This is a genomic window from Marivivens niveibacter, from assembly GCF_002150005.2.
GTDB classification, from domain to species: domain Bacteria; phylum Pseudomonadota; class Alphaproteobacteria; order Rhodobacterales; family Rhodobacteraceae; genus Marivivens; species Marivivens niveibacter.
Genome location: NZ_MSPP01000001.1, coordinates 359,094 through 384,635, shown reverse-complemented (window position 1 = coordinate 384,635; position 25,542 = coordinate 359,094). Strand labels below are relative to the sequence as shown.

The 25,542-nt window shown below is 57.2% G+C and carries 21 protein-coding genes; 11 read left to right on the top strand and 10 right to left on the bottom strand.

Translation table 11 applies throughout. The annotated features are described in order from the left end of the window. Positions 1–233 precede the first annotated feature (233 nt). A complete protein-coding gene (locus BVC71_RS01960; RefSeq protein ID WP_086449952.1) occupies positions 234–614 on the bottom strand; it encodes a hypothetical protein in 381 nt (126 codons plus the stop codon). 312 nt (positions 615–926) lie between these two features. Between BVC71_RS01960 and BVC71_RS01955 the strand changes: the two genes are divergently transcribed. Further along, entirely contained in the window at positions 927–1,289 is a 363-nt protein-coding gene (locus BVC71_RS01955) for a VOC family protein (protein WP_086449951.1), read from the top strand. 149 nt (positions 1,290–1,438) lie between these two features. Here the strand turns inward: BVC71_RS01955 and proC are convergent, their stop codons facing one another. After that, positions 1,439–2,233 carry a pyrroline-5-carboxylate reductase gene (gene proC, locus BVC71_RS01950; protein ID WP_086449950.1) on the bottom strand — a complete coding sequence of 265 codons (795 nt, stop codon included), beginning with the start codon at positions 2,231–2,233 and terminating at the stop codon, positions 1,439–1,441. Between the two features lie 3 nt (positions 2,234–2,236). Beyond that, a complete protein-coding gene (locus tag BVC71_RS01945) occupies positions 2,237–3,271 on the bottom strand; it encodes a zinc-dependent alcohol dehydrogenase family protein (RefSeq protein WP_086449949.1) in 1,035 nt (344 codons plus the stop codon). A 140-nt stretch (positions 3,272–3,411) separates the two neighbouring features. Here BVC71_RS01945 and BVC71_RS01940 point away from each other — a divergent pair, with 140 nt between their 5' ends. Beyond that, positions 3,412–3,879 (top strand): Lrp/AsnC family transcriptional regulator, encoded by a 468-nt coding sequence (locus BVC71_RS01940; RefSeq protein WP_086449948.1) that lies wholly within the window; start codon positions 3,412–3,414, stop codon positions 3,877–3,879. Positions 3,880–4,032: 153 nt separating this feature from the next. After that, positions 4,033–5,868: a TniQ family protein gene (locus tag BVC71_RS01935; protein ID WP_086449947.1), complete on the top strand. Its 1,836-nt coding sequence runs from the start codon at positions 4,033–4,035 to the stop codon at positions 5,866–5,868. Positions 5,869–6,038: 170 nt separating this feature from the next. Here the strand turns inward: BVC71_RS01935 and BVC71_RS01930 are convergent, their stop codons facing one another. Continuing rightward, positions 6,039–8,318, bottom strand: coding sequence for an adenosylcobalamin-dependent ribonucleoside-diphosphate reductase (locus BVC71_RS01930; protein ID WP_086449946.1), 2,280 nt, complete (start codon positions 8,316–8,318; stop codon positions 6,039–6,041). Positions 8,319–8,465: 147 nt separating this feature from the next. On the opposite strand from BVC71_RS01930, the gene BVC71_RS01925 reads away from it, so the two are divergent. After that, complete coding sequence (locus BVC71_RS01925) at positions 8,466–8,897, top strand: DUF1489 family protein (protein ID WP_086449945.1); 432 nt, start codon at positions 8,466–8,468, stop codon at positions 8,895–8,897. Between the two features lie 5 nt (positions 8,898–8,902). Here BVC71_RS01925 and hisG read toward each other — a convergent pair whose 3' ends face one another. From hisG to hisS, 3 genes are read right to left on the bottom strand one after another with little or no spacing between them, the layout of a single operon-like run. Further along, on the bottom strand, positions 8,903–9,595 hold the full coding sequence (gene hisG, locus BVC71_RS01920; RefSeq protein ID WP_086449944.1) for an ATP phosphoribosyltransferase: 693 nt from the start codon (positions 9,593–9,595) through the stop codon (positions 8,903–8,905). Then, positions 9,592–10,674 carry an ATP phosphoribosyltransferase regulatory subunit gene (locus BVC71_RS01915; protein WP_086449943.1) on the bottom strand — a complete coding sequence of 361 codons (1,083 nt, stop codon included), beginning with the start codon at positions 10,672–10,674 and terminating at the stop codon, positions 9,592–9,594. The genes hisG and BVC71_RS01915 overlap by 4 nt, the downstream gene beginning before the upstream one ends. Next, on the bottom strand, positions 10,671–12,167 hold the full coding sequence (gene hisS / locus BVC71_RS01910) for a histidine--tRNA ligase (RefSeq protein ID WP_086449942.1): 1,497 nt from the start codon (positions 12,165–12,167) through the stop codon (positions 10,671–10,673). Before hisS ends, BVC71_RS01915 begins: the two co-directional genes overlap by 4 nt. 117 nt (positions 12,168–12,284) lie before the next feature. Here hisS and BVC71_RS01905 point away from each other — a divergent pair, with 117 nt between their 5' ends. Beyond that, entirely contained in the window at positions 12,285–12,488 is a 204-nt protein-coding gene (locus tag BVC71_RS01905; RefSeq protein ID WP_086449941.1) for a SlyX family protein, read from the top strand. A gap of 19 nt (positions 12,489–12,507) precedes the next feature. On the opposite strand, the gene BVC71_RS01900 is transcribed toward BVC71_RS01905, so the two are convergent. The 3 genes from BVC71_RS01900 to dnaE form a co-directional block, all read right to left on the bottom strand. Beyond that, on the bottom strand, positions 12,508–12,708 hold the full coding sequence (locus BVC71_RS01900; protein ID WP_086449940.1) for a YgaP family membrane protein: 201 nt from the start codon (positions 12,706–12,708) through the stop codon (positions 12,508–12,510). Positions 12,709–12,796: 88 nt separating this feature from the next. Beyond that, complete coding sequence (locus BVC71_RS01895) at positions 12,797–13,498, bottom strand: hypothetical protein (protein WP_086449939.1); 702 nt, start codon at positions 13,496–13,498, stop codon at positions 12,797–12,799. 66 nt (positions 13,499–13,564) lie between these two features. Further along, positions 13,565–17,068, bottom strand: a complete 3,504-nt coding sequence (gene dnaE, locus BVC71_RS01890; protein ID WP_086449938.1) for a DNA polymerase III subunit alpha — start codon at positions 17,066–17,068, stop codon at positions 13,565–13,567. Positions 17,069–17,313: 245 nt separating this feature from the next. On the opposite strand from dnaE, the gene xdhA reads away from it, so the two are divergent. The 6 genes from xdhA to BVC71_RS01860 are packed head-to-tail and all read left to right on the top strand — an operon-like array spanning position 17,314 to position 25,508. Continuing rightward, positions 17,314–18,657 (top strand): xanthine dehydrogenase small subunit, encoded by a 1,344-nt coding sequence (gene xdhA / locus BVC71_RS01885; RefSeq protein ID WP_086449937.1) that lies wholly within the window; start codon positions 17,314–17,316, stop codon positions 18,655–18,657. Then, entirely contained in the window at positions 18,654–20,936 is a 2,283-nt protein-coding gene (gene xdhB / locus BVC71_RS01880; protein WP_086449936.1) for a xanthine dehydrogenase molybdopterin binding subunit, read from the top strand. Before xdhA ends, xdhB begins: the two co-directional genes overlap by 4 nt. Further along, positions 20,926–21,849 carry a xanthine dehydrogenase accessory protein XdhC gene (xdhC, locus tag BVC71_RS01875; RefSeq protein ID WP_086449935.1) on the top strand — a complete coding sequence of 308 codons (924 nt, stop codon included), beginning with the start codon at positions 20,926–20,928 and terminating at the stop codon, positions 21,847–21,849. Before xdhB ends, xdhC begins: the two co-directional genes overlap by 11 nt. Beyond that, on the top strand, positions 21,846–23,357 hold the full coding sequence (locus BVC71_RS01870; RefSeq protein WP_086449934.1) for an ABC transporter ATP-binding protein: 1,512 nt from the start codon (positions 21,846–21,848) through the stop codon (positions 23,355–23,357). Before xdhC ends, BVC71_RS01870 begins: the two co-directional genes overlap by 4 nt. Then, on the top strand, positions 23,350–24,435 hold the full coding sequence (locus BVC71_RS01865; RefSeq protein ID WP_086449933.1) for an ABC transporter permease: 1,086 nt from the start codon (positions 23,350–23,352) through the stop codon (positions 24,433–24,435). Before BVC71_RS01870 ends, BVC71_RS01865 begins: the two co-directional genes overlap by 8 nt. Continuing rightward, complete coding sequence (locus BVC71_RS01860) at positions 24,435–25,508, top strand: ABC transporter permease (RefSeq protein ID WP_086449932.1); 1,074 nt, start codon at positions 24,435–24,437, stop codon at positions 25,506–25,508. The genes BVC71_RS01865 and BVC71_RS01860 overlap by 1 nt, the downstream gene beginning before the upstream one ends. Positions 25,509–25,542 lie beyond the last annotated feature (34 nt).

Below are 25,542 nucleotides of genomic sequence, written 5' to 3'. Positions count from 1 at the left end.
GAAATCGACTGTGAAATTCCCTGTGCCCATCATGGCCTCCTTGCCTCAAAGTTAGCGAAGAATGCGTCCACAATACGCGGGGCTATTCAGTCGGACTGAGGTTGAGAGCGGCCCCTACCTGACATTCGCCAAGCTCGCTCCGCTACAGCGCGGCTTCTCCAAAGCGGCCATTAGTGGCATCGTTCAGCAAGGTCTGGCACGCCAAGGTCAGCTCCGCGGGACAAAGCTGCCGTTTACTCCCACTCGAATTTGACGTTCATAACATCTGTGATCCAAACGCGCCCATCAGTTGCTCGTTTTGGTTCTTTGTCGTTCATGATGAAGAAGACAGTTTTTGTTTTACTCCAATTGATGGTGCGCAAGCCAAGGGGCACTTCTTCAAATGGGAACCAAGCCAGAACGTGGTCAAAACAAAACTGGTTTTCATTTTCTGGCGTCTTTTCATAGACTTCAAAAGAGCCTGGACCATTTCGTGAGGCCCCAAACTCAAGCTCCAACAGACCGACGGGTTCGTCATCATCCCCTTCAACTGGTCCAAAATACGGATCGATGTACGTAATGATCAAATCTCGAAAGCCCAGGCTTTCAGAATAGCCCACCCAAATTTTGGACATAATGCATCAGCTCCAATCAGTATCTAAATCACCAATAGGGCATGGATTTTGAATGGGCAAGTTGGGCTCTAATCCAGACCTTCGCTGCGTCACCACAATCCTGCCCAACGGCCTCAATCCGACCGACACGAACGGCCCAAAGCTGCCTTTCAGCGACAGGTCAAAATGCTGCGGTCGCAACCCACTTTACTGTCTTTCGCTGCGTCCGCAAATTCGAGCCATCTGCGAAATGGTAAAGTGCGGGACAAAGCTGCCGTGTCGTCTCATTCCGTGATAACGTTGTCAGATTCAGAGAGTGCCATAGGAAGCAGAATGTCAGCATCACTCGGCCAACTGGTCATTTACACAAGCAAGATCGATCAAATGGCGGACTTTTACGCCAAGTTTTTTGGCTTCTCGGTAGTGCGTGCTGAGGGCGACCGCATCGTTGAGCTTAAGCCGCAAACGTCCGGCATGGCGCTGCTTTTGCACCCGGCAGCGTCAAAGCAGAAGGAAGGGCAAGTCTTGGTGAAACTTGTGTTCGACGTTGAGGACGTGTCAGCCTTTTGCGATGCAACAAGGGCTGACGGGCTTGATTTTGGCAAAATCCACAGGGCTGACGGCTATGAGTTTGCCAATGCAAAAGACCCATCCAAGAACTCAATCCAGGTGTCGAGCCGCGCGTTCCGCAAGTGACGGTTCGGGCTCGAAGCGGTGCTGCTGCGGCGCTGCGGGACCCGCGCTCTGTCGCAACAGGAAGGCGGACGCTGACGGCCCAAAGCTGCCGTTCACCGCCTTCTACGTCGAAGGGCAGCTTTGGTGTAATGTAAGTCGCTATAACTGGGTCAGCTTTGCCCCAATTCGACGGCGCGATTCTTGCAGGCGGTCATGGCTTTTGCGATCACGTTTCCAAAGCCGTTTTCCTGCATCGACACAATGGCCGCATGGGTCGTGCCGTTAGGGGACGTGACACGGGCACGGAGGTCTTCTGGTGCGTCGCCTTGCATGGCCATCGTGGCAGCGCCGAGGGCCGTCTGAAGCGTAAGCGCCTTGGCATCCTGCTCAGACAGACCGAGGGCGGTTCCGGCGCGGATCATCTCCTCGATCATCAGGAAGTAATAAGCGGGGCCGCTGCCTGACACGGCCGTGACGGCATCCAAAAGCTCTTCACGATCGACCGTGACGCAAATGCCGAAGGCCTCGATGATTGACTGGGCGGTCATGAGGTGTGCTTCGCTTGTACGCGCGTTGACGAATAGCCCCGTTGCCCCAAGTCCCAGCAAGGCGGGTGTGTTGGGCATGGTCCGAGCGATGGCCACAGGGCCAAAGTGGCCCTCCAGCGCGGCAATTGTCACACCTGCGGCAATGCTAATGATCAGCTTGCCAGAGAGGTCCGCGTCCAATTGGGCAGCCACAGCGGCAATGACCTGAGGTTTGACAGCCAGCACGATGATGTCTGCTTGCTCGGCACTCGCGACGTCCCCAGTGGTGTGGACGCCATGTTCATGTTCGAGCCACTTCCGCTGTTCTGCAATTGGGTCAATAACCGTGATCCGAGACGGCCCCCATCCGCTTGCCACCAAACCGCCAATGATGGCCGACGCCATATTGCCGCCGCCGATGAATGCTATGTTTTCCATGACTTAGAACCTCGTGATGACCGTCGCGCCGACGGACTGGAACTTGTCCATGTTCATCAGGGCGTCGGGTGCTTGTTCCAGACTAATCTTGTCGCCGACCAGCCGCGCGGGATCGAGCTTGCCGTTTTCGACCATATCCAGCATCGCCCCATAGCGATGCGCCTGCATCCCATGGGAGCCGAGCAGCTCGATCTCTTGGCCCACGATCTTGGGCATCGGAACCGCAGGGGCCGCGTGATCGCCTAGCATAAGGCCGACCTGAATATGTTTGCCCCGTGGCCGCAGGCAGAGGATGGAGTTGGTCATTGTCGCAGGATGGCCAAGCGCGTCGAGCGAGACGTGCGCGCCACCCTTCGTAATCTCTTGGATCGCCTCCACCACGTCACCTTTGCCATCAACAACTGCGACCGCACCAAGGTCTTTGGCCAGCGCCAGTTTACCCGGATCAAGGTCTACCCCGATGACATTCGCCCCAGCCGCACTGGCGATCATCACCGCCGAGAGGCCGACACCGCCGCAACCATGCACGGCAACCCACTGGCCCGCGCTTACCTTGCCTTGGTCGATCACCGCACGGAATGACGTCGCGAACCGACACCCCAGACTGGCGGCTGTGGCAAAATCCATCGTCTCGGGCAAAGCGACCACGTTCAGGTCAGCCTGATGGATCGGCACATATTCCGCAAAGCTGCCCCAATGGGTGAAGCCGGGCTGCTCCTGATGTAGGCATACTTGCTGATGGCCTGCATGACATTCACTGCACGACCCGCAGCCACAGATGAACGGCACTGTGACCCGATCGCCAACCTTCCAGTTTTTCACGTCCTTGCCGACCGCCTCGACCACCCCCGCCAGTTCATGACCGGGGATGTGTGGTAGGTCGATGTCACTATCGTGCCCCATCCAGCCGTGCCAATCACTGCGGCACACACCCGTGGCCTCGACCTTCAGCACGACACCATGTGGTTCAGGCGTCGGGTCAGCGACGGTGACGACTTTCGGGGCTTCTTGGAACTTCTCGAACAGGACAGCTTTCATGGCGGAGTCTTTCGGTTGAATTGGAGAGTTGAGGGAAATCTATCACGTGGACAAGAAATAGCCTTGCCATTCTGCCCCCATTTGTGAACTTTTTGGGCAGTAATCTCTCTTATCCTGGAATTTTTGAGGAAGGTCTTCCCATGCCGGCCATCGACGCAGTCAACGCACAAATTCTCGAACTGTTGCAAAGCGACGGGCGCATGAGCAATTCCAAGCTCGCCGAACACCTGAACATGAGCGAAACACCGTCTTGGCGACGACTTAAGAAACTGGAAGAGACGGGTATCATCGAAGGCTACCAAGCCCAACTCAATCGCCGCAAGCTGGGCCTCGGGGTCATGGCCTTTGTACAGCTAAGCTGCTCGGAGCACGATCAGGCAGCCACCGCCGAATTCCAACGCATCATCGAGGTGACACCGAACATTCTCGCTTGCCACAACACCACCGGCGCAGACGATTTCCTGCTGATCGTCGTCGCCCGCGATCTCGACGACTACAGCGCCTTCGTTGACAGCACCCTGCGCCGCTTGCCTGGCGTGACCAGTATTCGTTCGAACCTATCGCTCAAGGAAATGAAGGCGTCCAGCAAACTGCCTATCTACAGATGAAAGCTTACACGACCTGCCTCTATTGGAAGCGGCCATTAAACTGAAATGCAGCGAATGTCCGCTTCCCGCCCAAATCAGCCGAATTCATGAGCGGCGCGCTTTTCTCCCTATTGGGCATTTGACAGACCAATTTTCGGCTCATACCTGAGTAGCATGAAGCAAAACCATGCCAACTCTCCCCTGCAAACGAAAGCTCGCGATCGCGAGCCGACCTTCGCCATCGTGTCACGTCTTGCAGCGACTGGGGGCGTGTCCGCCGTGGATTTCGGGCAAGACATAGGGGTCCCACTTGCCCGGGTCCTGCGGGGAGATGCCAAGACGCTGGATGAAATTGCAGCCATCACTGGCATCGAAAGTTCGGCTCTTGGCCGCTGGACGCCTTTGCCTGAAGGCAAAACCAAGCGCGAGATAAACGGTCACCTCTTTCCTGTAAGGCCGACGCTGACCTCCGAGGTTCGCGGCTGTCCAAGTTGCCTGCAAGACGACGTTCAGCAATCTGCTCTATCTGCGCACCGCGCCATGACGTTTCGATCGCATTGGCTTGTCCATCACGTCACGCTTTGCATCCGCCACAAGCGTCCCCTTGAGACTTTGTGGAAAGAGGCCGCGCCCAGCCTGCGGTACGACACAGCGGCGCAGTTTGCCAATATCGCGGATCGCATTATCGCCGATGATGCTCCTTTCGAGCGACGGGATCCGACACCCTTTGAAATCTGGTTCGATCAAAGACTTTCTGGCCAACCTCATGAAACCACGTGGCTGGATGATCACCCGTTGCATGCCGCGGCCGTTTTCTGCCGACTTTTGGGCATAGCGCTTCTAAAATTGCACGACCTTCGCCTATCAGATCTGCGGCCGGGATCTGAATGGGCCTGCTACCACCTTGGCTTTGAAACCGCGCGGCATGGCGAAGAGGCAATTCTCAAAGAGCTGCGTAGGCTTAACCAACTCGCCGAACCCCGCCTCGGCCCAAAGGCGGTCTTCCCCGTCCTGTACGACCGTCTGTCACGGGAGCATGTTGAGGACACAGACTTTGCGGTCTACCGCGAGGTATTGGCACGGCACTTGATGGAGAGTTGGCCCTTGGGGCCAGGAGATGATTTACTCGGTACGCCAGTCACCGAACGCAAACTTCATTCTGTCAGGACTGCGGCCAACGAAACCGGAATCGATATCAGACGTCTACGCAAGATGTTGGAAGCCGCGAACATGATCGATGCAGGCCTGCCTGACAATTGGGCCGTGTTCGATGCCAAAAACGCCAAGACGATGATGGACTCTTTGCTAACCTTTGTGTCCGCAAAGCAATTTTATGAGATGCACCACATCGGACGCTCGCAATTCAACTTGCTTGTTGAGGACGGCATTGTGCAGCCATCGCTGCAAGATGCCACAACAAAGTACATCTGGGATCCTCGCAAGGGGCGCGATTTGGTGTACCGCCTCCTAGTCGGAGGAGAGATCATTCAACAAGCCCAACATGGTTGGGAAACGATCGGCAAGGCTACGCAGCGTCTGCAGTTGCGACCCGGCGAAATCATAAAAGCTATTTGGGACGGTCGCATTCAGCTCGTTGCGCGAAACGTCCAATTTGAAGGCTATGCCTCTATCCATGTCTACCATGACGAAGTGGCTCAAGTCCTCGCGAAAGAACAGCCATCGGCCATGTCCCTTGAGATGTTCGCCAAGACCGTGGGCATAGCTAACCCAGTCTACCTTAATCGACTGGTTCAGCATGGCTACGTTTCTACGTCAGAGATGCGGAATCCACGCACAAAGATTCTTCAACGCTATATCGCCACCAAAGACGCTTCCACCTTTCACGAGCAATTCATTACATTGCGGATTCTGGCGCGGACCAAAGGTCAAACATGGCAGTCCCTAGCCCGCCAGTTACGCAATGCTGGTGTCAGCACGTTCAACATCGATGGTATCGACTTCGGCCCAGTATACCTGAAAACCGAAGTTGAGGCAGCACTGGCCGACTAATCGTCAAAATCACGAATAAGTAAAGGGCGGCGCCATTTGGCACCGCCCTTTTTCGTTCTTCCAGTTCAGATTTCAGGCTCTGCCCGCGGCCGGTTCAAAAACACAGCTTTTGTCGCAAAACCCTGATTCCGATGTCGGACGACATCTGGCTGCTCTAATTCCAATTCAGGTCAGCCACATTTGCTGTAACCACAGGATGGGCAGGAATTGCATCCCGATTCCATCTTCATTCCGTATTCACCGCACGATGGGCATGGTTTGCCTTTGGGGCGTTCGCCGACTGCGACGGCTTCGGCTTGTGGGTCTACTTTCAGGCCCATGCCTTCGCCTTCGATGAAGCCGATGGCGACCATGTGCTGTTCCAGAACGCCGCCGATAGCTGCCAAAATGGATGGGACGTATTTGCCTTTCATCCATGCGCCGCCGCGTGGGTCGAATACCGCTTTCAGTTCTTCGACCACGAACGACACGTCACCACCGCGGCGGAACACGGCCGAAATCATGCGGGTCAGCGCAACGGTCCAGGCGAAATGCTCCATGTTTTTGGAGTTGATGAACACCTCAAACGGACGGCGGTGGCCTGCGATCACCACGTCGTTGACGGTGATGTACAGGGCGTGTTCGCTGTCTGGCCATTTGACCTTGTAGGTGTTGCCCTCTAGCGCCGCTGGGCGGTCCAGCGGTTCAGACATATAGATGACTTCGGCGTCGGTTGCGGTCTGGGGTGCCTCGGACGGCGTTTTTTCCGACGATTCCGATACCGACAGAACCGAACCGGTCACGTCGTTTGGACGGTAGGTGGTGCAGCCCTTACAGCCGGTTTCATAGGCTTCCATGTAGACATCTTTGAAGGTTTCAAAGTCGATGTCTTCTGGGCAGTTGATGGTTTTCGAAATCGAGCTGTCGATCCATTTCTGCGCCGCTGCCTGCATGCGAACGTGGGCCAAAGGCTCTAGCGTTTGGGCGTTGACGAAATAGTCAGGCAGTTCAGCATCCGCGCCGAATTTATCGCGGTACATTTTGACGGCGTAATCGACGACTTCCTCTTCGGTGCGCGATCCGTCTTTTTGCAGAACCTTGCGTGTGTAGGCGTAGGCGAACACAGGTTCGATGCCCGACGACACGTTGCCCGCATACAGCGAAATGGTGCCCGTTGGCGCGATCGACGTCAGCAGAGCGTTACGGATACCGTGTTCCGCAATCGCTGCGCGGACATCGTCGTCCATCTGCATCATGTTGCCAGCAGCCAGATATTTGTCTTTGTCGAACAGTGGGAACGCGCCTTTTTCTCTGGCCAGTTCCACCGACGCCAAATAGGACGCGCGGGCGATTTGTTTCATCCACGCTTCGGTCTGTGCTGCTGCCTCTGGCGTGCCGTATTTCAAGCCAACCATAAGCAAGGCATCCGCCAAACCGGTAACGCCCAGACCGATGCGGCGCTTTGCAGCGGCTTCTTGGGCCTGTGCCTCTAGCGGGAAACGGGACGCATCAACAACGTTGTCCATCATGCGCACAGCGGTCGCGACCAGATCATCCAGCGCTTCGACGTCCATGCGTGCGCCTTTGTCGAACGCATTTTCGACCAGACGCGCAAGGTTGATCGACCCCAGCAGACATGCGCCATAAGGCGGCAGAGGCTGTTCGCCACAGGGGTTGGTCGCCGCGATGGTTTCGCAGTAGTTCAGGTTGTTCATGCCGTTGATACGGTCGATGAAAATCACGCCTGGTTCGGCGAAATCATAGGTCGACTGCATGATCTGGTTCCACAGATCACGGGCCTGAACGGTTTTGTAAACTTTGTCGTCGAACACCAGTTCCCATGGGCCGTCCGCTTTGACCGCTTCCATGAATGGATCGGTGACCAGAACGGACATGTTGAACATGCGCAGGCGCGCTGGGTCAGATTTCGCGGTGATAAACTGTTCGATATCTGGGTGATCGCAACGCATGGTGGCCATCATCGCACCACGGCGCGAACCAGCCGACATGATGGTGCGGCACATCGCGTCCCACACATCCATGAACGACAGCGGGCCCGATGCGTCAGCCGCCACACCTTTGACCAATGCGCCTTTGGGGCGGATGGTCGAAAAATCATAGCCGATGCCGCCGCCTTGCTGCATGGTCAGGGCTGCCTCTTTCAGCATGTCGAAAATGCCGCCCATCGAATCCGGCACGGTGCCCATGACGAAACAGTTGAACAGGGTCACGGAACGCGCGGTCCCTGCCCCTGCGGTGATGCGGCCCGCTGGCAGATATTTGAAATCTTCCAAAGCGGAGTAGAATTTATCTTCCCACTTTTTGGGGTCTTTTTCGACAGCAGCCAGCGCGCGGGCAATACGGCGCCACGAATCCTCGACGGTTCCGTCAATTGGTTTGCCGTCCGCATCCTTGAATCGGTACTTCATGTCCCAAATCTGTTCTGCGATAGGCACGGCGAAACGCGTCATGGATCGAATCCTCTGGCTGTATAGACTATAGTTGGATGCGCATCTGGATATTGTGCCAGACGCAATTCAGCAAGCTAAATGTAGTAGAAAATTCACTTGCCCGTCCGAAAAAGCACACTACATAAGGACGCTGAAGAGAGGCCCACTATGACCAAAATCACCCACCTGATCAAGCTGTCGGTCGGCACCGAAGGGCTAAGTGACTTAGCTCGTTGGCAAAAATCTTTTTCGGCGCGGATGCCAGACGGTTTGCCACGGCACGTCACCCGCATGTGGCCAAAAAAAGAGGCCGAGATTCTGAATGGCGGGTCGATCTATTGGGTGATCAAAGGCGTCATCACCGCCCGCCAAAAAATTATGCGACTGGACGAAGTCATAGGCGATGACGGCATCCGCCGCTGCGCGATTGTGCTGGACCCTGAATTGATCCGCGTGGAACCGACGCAGAAACGTGCGTTTCAAGGGTGGCGCTATCTAAAACCCGAAGACGCCCCCGCCGATCTGGGTGTGGCGAAAGAGGACGAAGACGAACTGCCCCCGTCCCTATCTGCTGCGCTGGCCGAAATCGGTGTCCGCTAGGCCCGTTACAGACCCAGCATATTCTCGAGCGCCATCAGCGTATTTCGATTGTCACCCGACCAATCCGCCGCGCGCGACTTGAACAACGTCGCCTGCGACGAATGCACCAGTGCGTCCGACAAGATTTTCAGGTTGTTCGCTCGCAGAGTTTCACCAGTGGATGTGATATCTGCCACGGCCTCGGCGGTTTCGTTGCGCACGGTGCCTTCGGTCGCGCCTTGGCTATCGACCAGTTGGTAATCCGCAACGCCGTGTTCGCGCAGGTAATCGCGCACCAGACGGTGGTATTTCGTGGCGATGCGCAAACGGAACCCGTGGTTTTTACGGAACTGCGCTGCCACCGCGTCCAGATCGTCCAGCGTATCCACGTCGACCCAAGCGCTAGGCACCGCGATGATCAGGTCCGCACCGCCGAACCCCATCTGCGCCAATTCCATGACGCGGGTTTCCCAGCTAGGGACCTTTTCACGGACCAAATCGGACCCGGTGACGCCCAGATGAATGCGGCCAGCGGCCAATTCGCGCGGAATTTCGCCTGCCGACAACAGCACCAATTCGACGCCATCGATGCCTTCGACAGCGCCCGAATATTCGCGTTCGCTGCCTGTCTTTTTCAGGGTCAGACCGCGTTCTTCGAACCAGTCAAAAGTTTTGTCCATCAACCGCCCTTTGGACGGGATACCCAATTTTACGGTCATGCCTGATCCTTTAGCGCGATGGTGATTTCGGGGCGGATCACGCCGCCCACGGCTGGCACAGCGCGGCCGCCGCCCAGAACCGAAGTCAGCGCGTCATAGCGCCCGCCGGTCGCCACAGGGGGCAAATCGGGGCGCTGGGTTGAATAGAACCCAAATACAAATCCGTCGTAATATTCCAGCGTGGTACGGCCAAAGTTGCCTTCGTATTCCAGCGTGTCCACATCAACACCCGCCGCAGACAAAGCGTCCAAACGCTCCGCAAATCGGGAAACGGCATCGGAAATCGACGGCATATCGACCGCGATATCACGCAGGTTCGACAACACATTCGGGCAAGTTTCGCGCAGCGATAGAAGTTCGTCCAGCAAACGGATTTGTTCCGACGCAATCGGCGCAGCTGAGGCATCCGCGCGCAAAGCTGTGATGCGGGCCTCAACCTCGGCCACTGAACGCAGACCATGTGGTTCGACCCCAGCCAGCGGATCGGATTGGGCCAACAGAGCGGTGCGCGATGCAGGCGCAGGAGTTTTGCCGCCAAAACGGTCCAGCAGATTGCGGAAACGGCGCGGGCGCCAGACGTGGCGCAGCAAAGCCGCTTTGCGGGCGTCGGTTGTATCCAACCCGCGCACAGCCGCCATCAGAATGCCCAAATCGCCCGTCGCCGCACGTACGGGCAAACCGGACAGAGCATCGGCGATCGTCGTGAATACCTCGGCATCAGCGGTGGACGGCGATTTGCCGTCGAACACTTCGTACCCGACTTGCAGGTATTCGTTGGGGCGACGGTCGTCGTCTTCTTGCATGCGGAACACCTTGCCCGAATAGGTGTATCGGGCAGGTTCGGCATTGGTTTCCATATGCCATTGCACAACAGGCACCGTGAAATCAGGGCGCAGCATCATTTCACCGCGTAGCCCGTCGTGGGTCACATAGGCGCGGCCGCGGATGTCTTCGCCATACAGATCCAGCAGAGTTTCCGCAGGTTGAAGGATATCCGTTTCTACCAGTTGCGCGCCCTTCGCCTCGAACAGCGCACGTATGCGCAGGGCTTCAGCGTTGGTTTGAACTAGGCCTGTCATTGTTTCTGGCTTTCCAGAATTTCACGCACTTTCGCGACCAGATCGCCGCGCGGCACTTCGTACTGGCTGGGGCGTTCTTTCCATTCGTCCAGCGTCGCGTTTTGCGCAATCTGAGCGCCAAGGATCAGGTCCTTGATCTGGATAACACCATTTTCCTTTTCGCTGCCACCTTCGATGATCGCGATCGGGCTGTTGCGTTTGTCTGCGTATTTCAGCTGGTTGCCAAAGTTTTTGGGGTTACCCAGATACACCTCGGAACGGATGCCAGCGTTGCGCAGTTCCGCCACCATTGCCTGATAATCGGCCATACGGTCGCGGTCCATCACGGTGACAACAACAGGGCCGGTTTCCACGGATGACATGCGGCCCTTGGCACGTAGGGCGGCCAGCAGACGGTCAACGCCGATGGATACGCCCGTTGCTGGGACCTCTTGGCCGGTGAAACGTTTCACCAGATCGTCGTAACGACCACCGCCAGAAACCGAACCAAACTGACGCGGGCGGCCTTTTTCGTCTAGAATTTCAAAGGTCAGCTCTGCCTCAAACACGGGGCCAGTGTAATAGCCCAAACCGCGCACGACCGAAGGGTCAATCAGAATACGGTCGCCGCCGTATCCTTGGGCGTCCAGCAGTTCGGCGATGGTTTCCAATTCGTTCACGCCGTCCTGACCAGTTTTGCTAGCGCCGACCAATTCGCGCAAACGCGCAGCCGTGGCCGCACCAGATTCGCGGCGGGCATTCATGAAGCCCATAACGATATCGGCCTGTTCGTCCGACAGACCCGCGCCTTTGGTAAAGTCGCCGCTTTCGTCCATGCGGCCCGCGCCAATCAGCAGGCGAACGCCCTCTTCGCCAAATTTGTCGAACTTATCAATGGCGCGCAGAACGATGCCGCGTTCGGTTTCCATTGCGTCTGGATCGTTCGGGTCCAGCACGCCCGCGACCTCCATCACGCCGTTCAGAACCTTGCGGTTGTTGACGCGCACAATGTAGTCGCCGCGCGGGATGCCGACGGTTTCCAAAGTGTCCGACAGCATCGCGCAGATTTCCGCATCCGCAGCAACGGTGGGCGATCCTACGGTATCCGCATCGCATTGATAAAATTGACGGAAACGGCCTGGACCAGGTTTTTCGTTGCGCCAAACGGGGCCCATCGCATACCGGCGATAAGGCGACGGCAGGTCGTTTCGGTACTGCGCCGCGACACGCGCCAGCGGCGCGGTCAGGTCGTAACGCAGGGCGACCCAGTCCTTTTCATCCTCTTGCCATGCGAACACGCCTTCGTTCGGGCGATCCACATCAGGCAGGAATTTACCCAAAGCTTCGACCGTTTCCACAGCCGATGTTTCCAGCGCCTCAAACCCGTATCGATGATACACTTCGGCGATCTGAGACAACATATGCGAACGCTCTGTTACCTCTGCACCGAAATAATCACGAAAGCCTTTGGGCGTGACTGCCTTTGGGCGGGGTTGTTTTTTAACCTTGGCCATCTGGTTCCTCGGGATTTGAATTCGCCCCCGCGTTTATAGCGGACAGGCCCCAAGGGCAACGGATAGGTTGATTATGTCGCGCTGGTATGACGAAACGGGACATGCTATCGCGAATTCATGACTGATCTAACCGCCCTAGAAGAAAAAATTGCCCACCTCACCCGCACGGTCGAGGAACTGTCGGATGTCGTCGCATCCCAAGGCAAAGAGATCGACGTTCTAACCCGCCGCGTCGCCATGTTGATGCAACGCGAAGCAGAACGCGAATTGGATGTGGGTGACGGTATTCCGCTGGCGGATCAACGTCCCCCGCATTGGTAAAACGAACGAGCCCTGCGGATTAACCGCGCGGGCAGGTATTGATACCGAAAATCGAATACAACGGACAGGTTTTCATCAGACCCGTCGCCAGTGGCACGATACCGATCAGGTACAGCCAGCGATATTGCGCGTCCGCGTTCATGAAAAAGCCAGCCAACAGCGCCAACCCAACAACAATGCGAAGAATACGGTCGATACTGCCTACATTTGTCGAAAACATTTCAAGCCCCAAAATTACATCAAGATAATGAAATGTAACATTGCAGCGTGTTCAAAGCCAGCCATTCATCTGCGACAGAAAAGCAATATCAGTGATCGTGCGCATCCACGGCAGACACAACACCATCAGACAGCAAAATGTTGATCCAATGCGGGTTTGTGCCGAACCGTTCGTAGAGCGTCAAAAACGTGGTGCGACCTGCCAAAGCGTCTAATTTCGCCCCGCACGGATCCCCATGTCCTGCACGGCAAAATCGTGCCTTGATGACCTCATAGGCTTTGTCCGTTTCGGTATAGTCGTCATTTGCAGTCGCGCTTTGATAACGGACAAATTCATGGGTGCCGACGTCGGCAAAAATCACCATAGCCGCCGTGAACTGACGTGCACAGCCATCCGCAAATCCCGTTAGATAATGGGTACGCGGCGATGCAGGATCACCCCCAGCATCGTATAGGGTGTATCCAGACTTTGTTTCGACTTTCTGCCCAAGGTCGCGGTTCGATAGACCGCACACCGCAGCGACATCACCGTATTCCAGAAACACGCCTTGATCGACGAGTTCGACATTGCGATCCACCGTTTGTGCGCGATTGCCGCGGAACATCGACGACAACCCACGACGAATGGCACCCGTATCAGGCGCGTCGGTTTCGATCAGCGCCGCCTCGGATTGGACATCAGGTAGATCAACGTCATCAACGGTCGGTACGGGTTTCAATGACAGACAACCCGACAAAGCGAACGCGCCTAGGAGGACGCCAAAACGTGCTGATAAACGAAGCATTTTCATACACACGCAATAACGGCGCGCCCAATATCCGTCCAGTGCAAAGACAGTGACTTGGCGGCGATGCGCCTATGCTTCGACCACGTCCATCACGCCATCCAAAGACCGCAGCGCCCCTTTGATTTCGGGGTTGATCGGGAAATCTTCGTTCAGTTCCACGTCAATTTCGCTCAACTCGTCACCGTCGTTCAAAATCGTCAGTGTGACAGGCCCCCGTGCGCCGCGCAGTTTTTGTTTGCGGGCGTCCTCTAGCACGGCCGAGATATAGGTGATCGCTTGCGGTTCGTTGATATAGACCTGCAGCGCGGCCTCGTTCACATCAGCGACGACAGTATCAATCGGCGAAATGGACCGCGCCAACAATTTAAGCTGATCGGATTCCATCGTTGCCTCGACATTCAAAACAACGCGGTTGCCCGTTTCCAGATGATCGCGGCAAGCCTCTAGCGTGTCCGAAAAAATCGTCACCTCGTAAGCGCCCGTTGGGTCCGACAATTGAGCAAAGGCGAAACGGTTCCCGCGTGCCGATTTACGTTCCTGACGCCCCGCAACATGGCCCGCCATACGCATCACGCCGGGACTATTGGCGGCTTTGGCGGTGACTTCGTCCAGCGTTAGGATTTTCTGGCGTTTCAGCGCAGTCATGTAATCGTCCAGCGGGTGACCAGACAGATAGAAACCGATCGCTTTGTATTCTTCGGTCAGGCGCTGCGCGGGCAGCCAATCAGGGGTGTTGACCAAACGCGGTTCGGGCAAATCATCGCCCGCTTCGCCAAACAGCGACACCTGATTGGAATTTTTCTGTTCGTGGATCGCCGCAGAATACCCGACCAAGGATTCAAGGCTTTCGAACACGCGTTTGCGGTTGCTATCCAGCTGGTCAAACGCACCCGCACGGGCCAGCATTTCCAGCGGACGTTTACCCACTCGTTTCAAATCCACGCGGCGTGCGAAATCGAACAAAGTCGCAAATGGTTTATCACCGCGCCCTTCGACCACCAAATTCATCGCATCCGCGCCCACGTTTTTCAACGCGCCCAGCGCATAGACCAGTTTCTGATCGACCACATCGAATGTTGCCAGCGAACGGTTCACACAGGGCGGGATATATTCGATGCCCAGACCCTTTTTGACCTCTTGGAAATAGACGGTCAGTTTTTCGGTCAAGTGGATATCGCAGTTCATGACGCCCGCCATGAATTCCACTGGGTGGTTCGCCTTGAGCCACGCGGTCTGATACGACACCACCGCATAGGCCGCCGCGTGCGATTTGTTGAAACCGTAGTTCGCGAATTTTTCCAAGAGGTCGAACACTTCGGACGCTTTTTTCTTGTCCACGCCATTCTTGGCGGCGCCCTCTTCGAATTTGGGGCGTTCGGCGTCCATCGCCTCTTTGATCTTTTTACCCATCGCACGACGCAAAAGGTCAGCGCCACCAAGGCTGTAGCCCGCCATGACCTGCGCGATCTGCATCACCTGTTCCTGATAAACGATGATGCCTTGGGTTTCGGCCAGAATGTGGTCGATCGTCGGGTGGACGGATTCCAATTCTTTGCGGCCGTGTTTCACATCGCAATAAACGGGGATGTTTTCCATCGGACCCGGACGATACAGCGCCACCAGCGCAACGACGTCTTCGATACATGTTGGTTTCATGCGCTTTAGCGCGTCCATCATGCCCGTCGATTCCACCTGAAACACAGCGACCGTTTTCGCAGCGGAATAGAGTTTGTACGTCTTTTCGTCATCCAACGGGATGGCGTTGATTTCGTTTTCCGCACCGTGCGCAGGTTCATACAGTTGCGTGCCGTCTGCAGCGACATGCAATGGGCGACCCGATTTGAATATCAGGTTCATCGCCGACTGAATAACCGTCAGCGTTTTCAAACCCAGAAAGTCGAATTTAACTAGACCCGCCTGTTCCACCCATTTCATGTTGAACTGGGTTGCAGGCATGTCCGAACGGGGATCCTGATAAAGCGGGACCAATTCGTCGGTCGGACGGTCGGCGATAACCACACCCGCCGCGTGGGTCGATGCGTTCCGCAACAGGCCTTCGATCTTTTGGCCGTAGGTCAGCAGGCGATCCACGGTTTCGTCATTGCGCGCCTCTTCGCGTAGGCGGTCCTCTTGGATCAGGGCCTGTTCGATAGAAACGGGTTTGACGCCTTCGACGGGGATCATTTTCGACAGGCGGTCCACCTGCCCGAACGGCAATTGCAACACGCGGCCAACGTCGCGCACTGCTGCCTTGGACAACAGCGCACCGAACGTGATGATCTGCGCCACACGGTCACGACCGTATTTTTCCTGCACGTATTGAATCACCTCTTCGCGGCGATCCATGCAAAAGTCGATGTCGAAGTCAGGCATCGACACACGTTCAGGGTTTAGGAAACGTTCGAACAGCAGCGAATAACGCAGGGGATCAAGGTCGGTAATCGTCAGCGCATAAGCCACCAGACTACCCGCACCCGAACCACGGCCCGGCCCAACGGGGATACCGTTATCTTTGCCCCACTGGATAAAGTCCGCAACGATCAGAAAGTAACCGGGGAACCCCATGCCTTCGATGATGTCTAATTCGAAATCCAGACGTTCCTGATATTCCTCGGGCGTGACTGCATGGGGGATCACGGCCAGACGTTTTTGCAGACCGTCATTCGCCTGACGGCGCAGCTCTGCGACTTCGTCATCGGCAAATTTGGGCAGGATCGGCGCGCGTTTATACGCCTTGAACGCACAGCGTTTGGCGATTTCGACGGTGTTTTCGATCGCCTCGGGCAAATCCGCGAACAGCGTGATCATTTCCTCGGCCGATTTGAAATAGTGCTGAGGCGTCAGACGGCGGCGCGGTTCGTTTTGGTCGACATAGGCACCTTCGGCGATACAGATCAGCGCGTCGTGGGCCTCGTAAATATCGGGTTTATAGAAATAGACATCGTTGGTCGCGACCAACGGAATATCCATGCCGTAAGCCATTTCAACGAACCCGCGTTCAGACAGGTGTTCCGCCTCTGGTGCGCCGTCTTCGCCTGGGTGACGCTGAAGTTCGACATACAAACGATCGGCAAAGATCGACTTGAATGCCTGCATCAATTCTTCGGCTTTGCCGCGTTGACCCATGCGCAGAAGACGACCAACGGGGCCGTCAGGGCCGCCTGACAGACAAATCAGGCCTTCGTTATGGCGGCGCAAATCGTCCAATTCGACCTGAGGCAACCGCCCACCCGCATCCACATAGAGGACGCTGTTCAGCTTCATCAGGTTTTCGTACCCGCGTTCATTCTGCGCCAGCAGAACGATTGGCGCGGGGTCTTCGGGGCGTTTACCGGGTTCGGGTTCGATAAAACACATATCCACCTGACAGCCGATAATCGGCTGAATGCCCGCCCCCGACATGTATTCGGAAAATTCCAGCGCACAGAACATATTGTTCGTATCGGTCACAGCCACAGCAGGCATGTTTAGCTGTTCGACCATACCGGCCAGCTTTTTCACCTTCACTGCCCCCTCTAGCAGGGAATATTCGGTGTGGGTGCGCAGATGGATAAAACGTGCAGAGTCGGTCATGCGCCAAAGCTATCCAATCCCGCCGCCTAGGGGAACAGGGACCGAACATTCATCCCCAACTTTGTCGTGATGCATATTTTTTCGGCAAATGGCGCGTTAACGTGCGGGAAATTTGGGTTCAGGTCTTGCTTTGGGCGGTCAGTCGGGATTTGATCAACGGGACAAATTGGGGGTCCGCCGTCTACGCCGCATCGACGACAGGACACGCCCAAGACGGATTTTTGGTAAGGCGGCGGGTTTCACCGATGAACATTACGTTTCTTCTGAACGGAGAGACTGTCACAATGTCAGCGCCGCCAACGCTGACTTTGATGGATTGGCTACGACAAGAAAAACACCTGACGGGCACCAAAGAAGGCTGCAACGAAGGCGACTGCGGCGCCTGTACCGTCGTGGTGCTGGACACCAGCGGCGTTCGTGCGCTGAACGCCTGTATCCTATTCATGCCCCAGATCGACGGCATGGCCATCCGCACCGTCGAAGGTTTCGGCGGCAATCACCCCGCGCAAACCGCGATGGTCGAACACCACGGATCGCAATGCGGGTTCTGTACCCCCGGCATCGTCGCATCGATGGTCGCTGGTCACGCCAATGGCCGCACCGATCATGACAACGTTTTGGCGGGCAACCTGTGCCGCTGCACCGGCTATGCCCCGATCATCCGCGCGGCAGAGGCAACGACAGGCGCGCCCAAACCCGACTGGCTGGACACCGACCGCGAATGGGCCACAAACGCGGCCCCTGCCCCGACAACCGTCGATGAACTGGCGCAGATCCTGATGGAGAACCCAAATGCGACCATCATCGCAGGCGCAACCGATGTGGGTCTGTGGGTGACCAAACAACTGCGCGACCTGAAAACGCCTGTGTTCCTGAACAAATGTGCGGAACTGAAACAGATAACTGTGGGCGCTGACGCGATCCATATCGGCGCAGGCGTCACAATGTCAGACCTGCACCCCGTGATCGACGAACACCTGCCCAGCTACGGCGAACTGATCCGCCGTTATGCATCCGTGCAGGTGCGCAACGCCGCCACAATCGGCGGCAATGTGGCGAATGGATCGCCCATCGGGGATAACCCTCCTGCGCTGATCGCGCTGGGTGCGACGCTGCATCTACGCCGCGGTAACGTGCGCCGCGAATTGCCGATCGAGGAATTCTTTATCGACTACGGCAAACAAGACCGCCGCCCCGGAGAATTCGTGACAGGCATCACGATCCCAAAATCCGCGCCCGATTTGCAGTGCTATAAACTGTCGAAACGGTTTGATCAGGATATCTCGGCCGTTTGTGGGTGTTTTAACATCACCGTAACGGATGGCACCGTGACCGCTGCGCGTATTGCATTTGGCGGCATGGCAGGCACGCCGAAACTGGCGAAAACCGTCATGAAATCGCTGATTGGTCAGCCGTGGGATCAGGCCACGATTGATGCCGCTTGCGCCAAATTCGCCGATGATTTCACACCGCTGTCCGACATGCGCGCCTCTGCCCAGTACCGACTGGACACCGCCGCGAACATGCTGCGCCGCTATTACGCCCAGACCCAAGGCGTGCCCACCAATTTGTTGGAGCTACGCGTATGACCGTCACCAAACCTTTGCCGCATGACAGCGGGTCCATGCATGTGTCGGGCGCCGCGCGTTATGTCGATGACATCCCCATGCCGCCCACAACGCTGCACCTATGTTTCGGCCAATCGCCAGTTGCACATGGCGTGATCAAATCGCTGGACCTAACGGCGGTCCGCGCCGCCTCTGGCGTCGTTGCAGTTCTAACCGCCGAAGATCTGCCCCACGCAAATGATGTCAGCCCATCAATCCATGACGAACCGCTGCTCGCCACGGGTACCGTGCATTACATCGGTCAGCCCGTGTTTTTGGTCGTCGCCGATAGCCACCTGAACGCGCGCAAGGCCGCGCGGCTGGCAAAATTCGACATCGCGGAACGTACGCCCATCCTGTCCTATGATGACGCCATCGCCGCGAAATCCTATTTCGAAGGCGGCCCGCGCACGTGGGAAAAAGGCAAAGCCAAACCCGCCATCAAATCCGCCCGCCATAAACTATCGGGCCGTATTGCAATGGGCGGTCAGGAACATTTCTACCTCGAAGGCCAAGCCGCCGCCGCTCTGCCCCAAGAAAACGGTGATATGCTGGTCCATAGTTCGACCCAGCACCCCACCGAAATTCAACACAAAGTGGCCGAAGCTTTGGGCCTGCCGATGCACGGTGTCCGCGTCGAATGCCGCCGGATGGGTGGCGGTTTTGGCGGCAAAGAAAGCCAAGGCAACGCCCTGGCCGTCGCCTGCGCCGTGGCAGCCGCACAAACGGGCCGCCCGTGCAAAATGCGATATGACCGTGATGACGACATGACCATCACGGGAAAACGCCATGATTTCCGGATCGATTATGAGGTCGGGTTTGACGATCAGGGCCGTATTCAAGGGATCATATTCGATCAGTACACGCGCGGTGGCTGGGCACAGGATCTGACCGCTGCGGTGGCGGATCGCGCGATGATGCACGCCGATAACGCCTATCTGTTGCCGAATGCGAAAATCACCTCGCACCGTTTGAAAACCAACATGCAATCGGCCACGGCCTATCGCGGGTTCGGCGGGCCTCAGGGCGTTGTGGGCATCGAACGCGTGATCGACCACATCGCTCACCATCTGGGCCGCGATCCTGTCGAGGTACGCCGCGCAAATTACTACGCCGAAATGGGCACCACCCCCGCGCAGCCCAACACGACCCCTTATAATATGGAGGTCAAAGATTTCATCCTGAACCAGATGACGGATCAGTTGATGGAAACGTCCGACTATGCGGCCAGACGCGCGGCGATTGCAGACTGGAACGCCACATCTCCGATCCTGAAACGCGGGATCGCGTTTAGCCCTGTGAAATTCGGCATCTCGTTCACGCTGACCCACCTGAACCAAGCAGGCGCACTGGTCCACCTATACGCCGACGGGTCGATTATGCTGAACCACGGCGGCACGGAAATGGGTCAAGGCCTGTTTCAAAAGGTCGCCCAAGTCGCCGCCCACCGTTTTGGCGTCACCACCGACCGCGTGAAAATCACCGCGACTGATACGGCCAAGGTGCCCAATACCTCGGCCACTGCTGCATCGTCGGGCTCCGATTTGAACGGCATGGCTGTGCTGGACGCCTGCAACAAAATCCGCGCCCGTATGGCCGAACATTTGGACGGCGGCGCACCTGTCACGTTTGAAAATGGCCGCGTGAAATGGGCAGATGAAGACATCAGTTTCGAAGACGCCGCCCAGCGCTGTTATGCCAATCGCGTCAGCCTATCGGCCACGGGTTTTTACAAAACGCCCGACCTGTCATGGGACCGCGACGCCGGCACAGGCCGCCCGTTTTTCTATTTCGCTCATGGCTGCGCCGTAACCGAGGTGGTGATCGACACGCTGACAGGCGAAAACCGTATCCTTCGGGCGGATGTCCTGCATGATGCTGGCGCGTCCCTGAACCCCGCCATCGACAAAGGCCAAGTCGAAGGCGGTTATGTTCAAGGCGCAGGGTGGCTCACGACCGAAGAACTGGTATGGAATGACGCAGGCGTTTTGAAAACCCACGCGCCCAGCACCTATAAAATCCCCGCCTGTTCGGATCGCCCGCAGGTGTTCAACGTCGATCTGATGAACACCGAAAACCCCGAGGCGACGATCTATCGATCCAAGGCCGTGGGCGAACCGCCCTTTATGCTGGGTATCTCTGCCCTGCTGGCGTTGTCGGATGCTGTGGCAGCATGCGGTGCCGCCTATCCCGACCTGAACGCCCCCGCCACGCCCGAACGCATTTTGAAAGCCGTCCAAAAGGTGCGCGATGGCGATTGATCTGGACACATTGACCAAGGCCACCGAACGCGGCCCCGTCGCCCGTGTGGTCATCACCCGTGTCGCAGGTTCAACCCCGCGCGAGGCTGGCACCGCAATGTATGTCTGGGCCGACAAAACCCAAGGCACCATTGGCGGCGGACGTCTGGAATTCGACGCAATCGCCCGCGCCCGCGATCTGTTGGTCCATGGCACCATCGCCGAACATGTTTACCCGCTGGGCCCGCGACTGGGCCAATGCTGCGGCGGGTCCGTCACCACAATGACCGAAGTTTTCACCGCGCAAACCCTACCTAACCTGCCGTATGTCAGGTCCGTATCAGGCGCCGCTCCGATCCCACCGCGCATCGCGCAGAAAGCAACACGGTTACAGCCAACAGAACGACCCATTTCGATAGATCACTGGCTGATTGAAACGGCCCCGCCAGCGGTACGCAATCTGTGGGTTTGGGGCGCGGGCCATGTTGGGCGCGCTCTGATCAATACCCTTGCTCCGTTGCCTGATTTCAAAATCCACTGGGTCGACATTTCGGCGGATCGTTTTCCGGATCACATCACAGACGGCGTGATGCAGATCATCGCCGCTGATCCCGCCCGTATGGTCGCCAATTGCCCGCGCGATGCCGAACATATTATCCTGACCCACGACCACGATATCGACTTTGCGCTTTGCCATGGACTTTTGCACCATGGGTTTGACGCCGCGGGGCTGATAGGGTCGGCGACGAAATGGGCGCGGTTCACCAATCGACTGATGCAGCTGGGCCATGACCGACAATCCATTTCGCGCATTGCTTGCCCGATTGGCGACCCTAATCTGGGCAAACATCCTCAGGCTATTGCACTGGGGGTCGGGGCTGCATTATTGGCGCAAAATGCGACAACAACGACACCAAAGACGGGGACAGCGTGACGTTATTAAACCTATCAGGACTGACCAAAGCCTATCCCGGCGTTGTCGCAAATGACGACATCAGCTTTGCCGTGGGTAAGGGCGAAATCCACGCGCTGCTGGGCGAAAACGGCGCGGGCAAATCAACGCTGGTGAAAACGATCTACGGGTTGGTGAAACCTGATGCGGGTGCGATGTCGCTGAACGGCGCCCCATTCACCCCGCAAAACCCGCGAGAAGCCCGATCCGCGGGCATCGCTATGGTATTCCAGCATTTTTCGCTGTTTGACGCCCTGTCGGTTGCCGAAAACATCGCGCTTGGCATGGAAAACCCGCCATCGCCGCGGGACCTAAGCGCGCAGATCACCAGCGTATCGAATGACTACGGCCTGCCTTTGTCCCCTGACAGCATCGTGGGCGATCTTTCCGCAGGTGAACGTCAGCGCGTCGAAATCATCCGCTGTCTGCTGCAAAACCCCAAACTGCTGATCATGGACGAACCGACCAGCGTTCTAACCCCGGGCGAAGTTGAAACCCTGTTCGGCACATTGCGCAAACTGGCGGATGAAGGCACATCCATCCTGTATATCTCGCACAAACTGGATGAAATCCGCGCCTTGTGTCACCACGCGACGATCCTGCGATTGGGCAAAGTCGTCGGCACTTGCAACCCGCGCGAAACCACCAGCAGCGCGATGGCCGAAATGATGGTCGGCTTTGCGTTGTCGACCCCCAAAAAGGCATCGGACAGCACGGGCGAAACCGTGTTGGAACTGCGCGGCCTGTCGGCCCCTGCCCCCCATCGGTTTGGCACTGCGCTGCGCGATATTTCCATGACCGTCAGCGCGGGCCAAGTCTATGGCATCGGCGGCGTTGCGGGTAACGGACAGGACGAATTGGTCGCGGCCCTATCGGGTGAAACCAAGACCAAAGGCGACATGGTCTGCCTGTCGGGCCAGCCCATCGGCACCCTGCCACCGAACGCCCGCCGCGCCGCTGGCCTATGTGCCGCGCCCGAGGAACGCAACGGCCACGCCGCAGCCCCCGATATGTCCCTGACCGAAAACGCTTTGATGACGGGCAACACCCGCATGGACCTGTCGAAAAACGGGTTCCTGAACTGGCACAAAGCCCGCGATTTCGCCGCCCAGATCATCGAAAAATTTGACGTCCGCACCCCCAGCACCGAAACAGCCGCGCGCGCGCTGTCAGGCGGAAACCTACAAAAATTCGTGGTGGGCCGAGAGATCATGCAAAACCCAAAGGTTCTGATCGTGAACCAGCCGACTTGGGGCGTGGATGCGGCAGCAGCGGCGTCTATCAGGCAGGCGTTGCTAGATTTGGCGGATCAAGGGTCCGCCGTCGTCGTCATTTCCCAAGACTTGGACGAAATTTTGGAAATCGCAGACAGCTTTGCCGCCCTGAACGAAGGCCGCCTATCTGCCCCCGTCCCGACTCAAGGTCTGACCATGGAAAAAATCGGCCTCATGCTGGGCGGCGCAACAGAACAGGAGGCGGCACATGCTTAAGCTAGAAAAACGCCCGCAGCCGTCGAAATTCTGGACCTATGCCGCGCCTTTGCTAGCCGTGGTCATCACCATCGTTCTGGGCATGGGATTGTTCGCGTTTCTGGGCAACGATCCAATCCTGTCGATCAAAACCATCTTTTGGGACCCCGTGTTCGGCGAATTTGCCTATATGGACCGCCCCGAGGTGATCAAAAAAGCCGCCCCCCTGATCCTAATCGCCATTGGTCTGTCGTTCGGTTTCCGCGCGGGCATTTGGAACATCGGCGCCGAAGGCCAATACATCATCGGCGCGATCTGCGGCGCGGGCGTTGCACTTGCGTTCTACCCAACCGAAGCCCGCTGGCTGATTTTCCCGCTGATGATCATCGCGGGCCTGCTGGGCGGATTGTTATGGGCGCTGATCCCCGCGATCCTGCGTGTCTATTTCAAAACCAACGAAATCCTAGTGTCGCTGATGCTGGTCTACGTGGCCGAGGTTCTGATCAAAGCGTTCTCAATAGGCTTGCTGCGCAACCCCGACGGGTTCGGCATGCCTGGATCGCGCAACCTGCGCCAATACGCATCCGCCGCGAATAACGAAGTCATTGCAGGCACAGGCATGCACTGGGGCGCGATCACCGCCGTCTTTGCCGTGATCGTCGCCTACATCCTGTTCACGCGTCACCAATTCGGGTTCAACGTCCGCCTAGCAGGGCAAAGCCCGCGGGCCGCAGGGTTCGCAGGAGTCAACGCGAACCGTTTGGTCATGCGCTGCCTGCTATTGTCGGGCGCTTTGGCCGGCGTCGCGGGTATGTTCGAGGTGTCAGGCCCCGCAGGCCAAATCATGGGATCGTTCCCGTCGTTCTACGGGTTCACCGCGATCATCGTGGCGTTCCTTGGGCGGCTGCATCCCATCGGGATCCTACTGGCGGGTTTGCTGATGGCGTTGACCTACATCGGCGGCGAAACGGCGGAGCTGACGCTGAACCTGCCTTCGGCGGCGATCCTGACGTTTCAGGGCATGCTGCTGTTTTCGCTATTGGCAGTGGACGTATTGACCAACTATCGCTTTAAATTCGCAGGGGCAGAGGTACGCTAATGGACATCAATCCAATCTTGATCCTTGCGGCGCTGATGGTTGCGTCTACCCCGATCCTGCTGGCTGCAATCGGCGAATTGGTCGTCGAACGCGCGGGCGTTTTGAATTTGGGCGTCGAAGGCATGATGATCGTCGGCGCGGTCTGCGGGTTTATCGCGGGCCACAACAGCGGCAGCATGTTCATGGGGTTCACAGGTGCCGCACTGGCGGGCGCGGCGGTATCGCTGATTTTCGCCGTGTTAACCCAATACCTGCTGACCAATCAGGTCGCTACGGGGCTGGGCCTGACGATGTTTGGTCTGGGCCTGTCGTCGCTGATCGGTCAATCGGCTGTGGGCACCACAGACCTTAGCCTGCCGAAACTGCCCATTCCCCTGCTGTCGGACATCCCGTTCATCGGCCCAATCCTGTTCCAGCACGACGCGATTGTGTACCTTAGCATCGGCATCGTTGCGGGCGTTTGGTATTTCCTGTCGCGCACCCGCGCGGGGCTGATCCTACGCGCTGTCGGCGAAAACCACGGCGCGGCGCATGCGCTGGGATATCACGTGCGACTGGTCCGCGTTGGAGCGATTGTGTTCGGCGGAGCCTGTGCGGGTTTGGCGGGGGCCTACATCAGCCTCGTCCGCGTGCCCCAGTGGATCGACGGCATCACCGCAGGTGCCGGATGGATCGCGCTTGCCATCGTTGTGTTCGCCAGCTGGAAACCTTGGCGCCTAATTGCGGGTGCCTACCTGTTTGGCGGCGTGACCGTTCTGCAATTAAACCTACAGGCGGATGGAACGCTGGCGCTGCTGGATCTGATAATCATTGTCGTCGCGGCCCTGACCATCGGCTACGCCATTTACCGCGCCATCAAAACGGCCCGTTTCGATGTTCGTGACAATATCGTGCCCCTGTCCATCATTGGAATTGCGGCGCTTTACGCTTTGCTCAGATTGCTAGGCATGGAAACTATCCCTGTCGAGTATCTGTCCATGCTACCCTACCTTGCGACCATCGCGGTTCTGGTGGGTCTACGATCGGGCGGCGCTGCTGCGTCGCTTGGCAAAACCTTTCATCCGTCGTCGTGACGGGTGGATCAAAAACCAAAAACAATGTCCTACT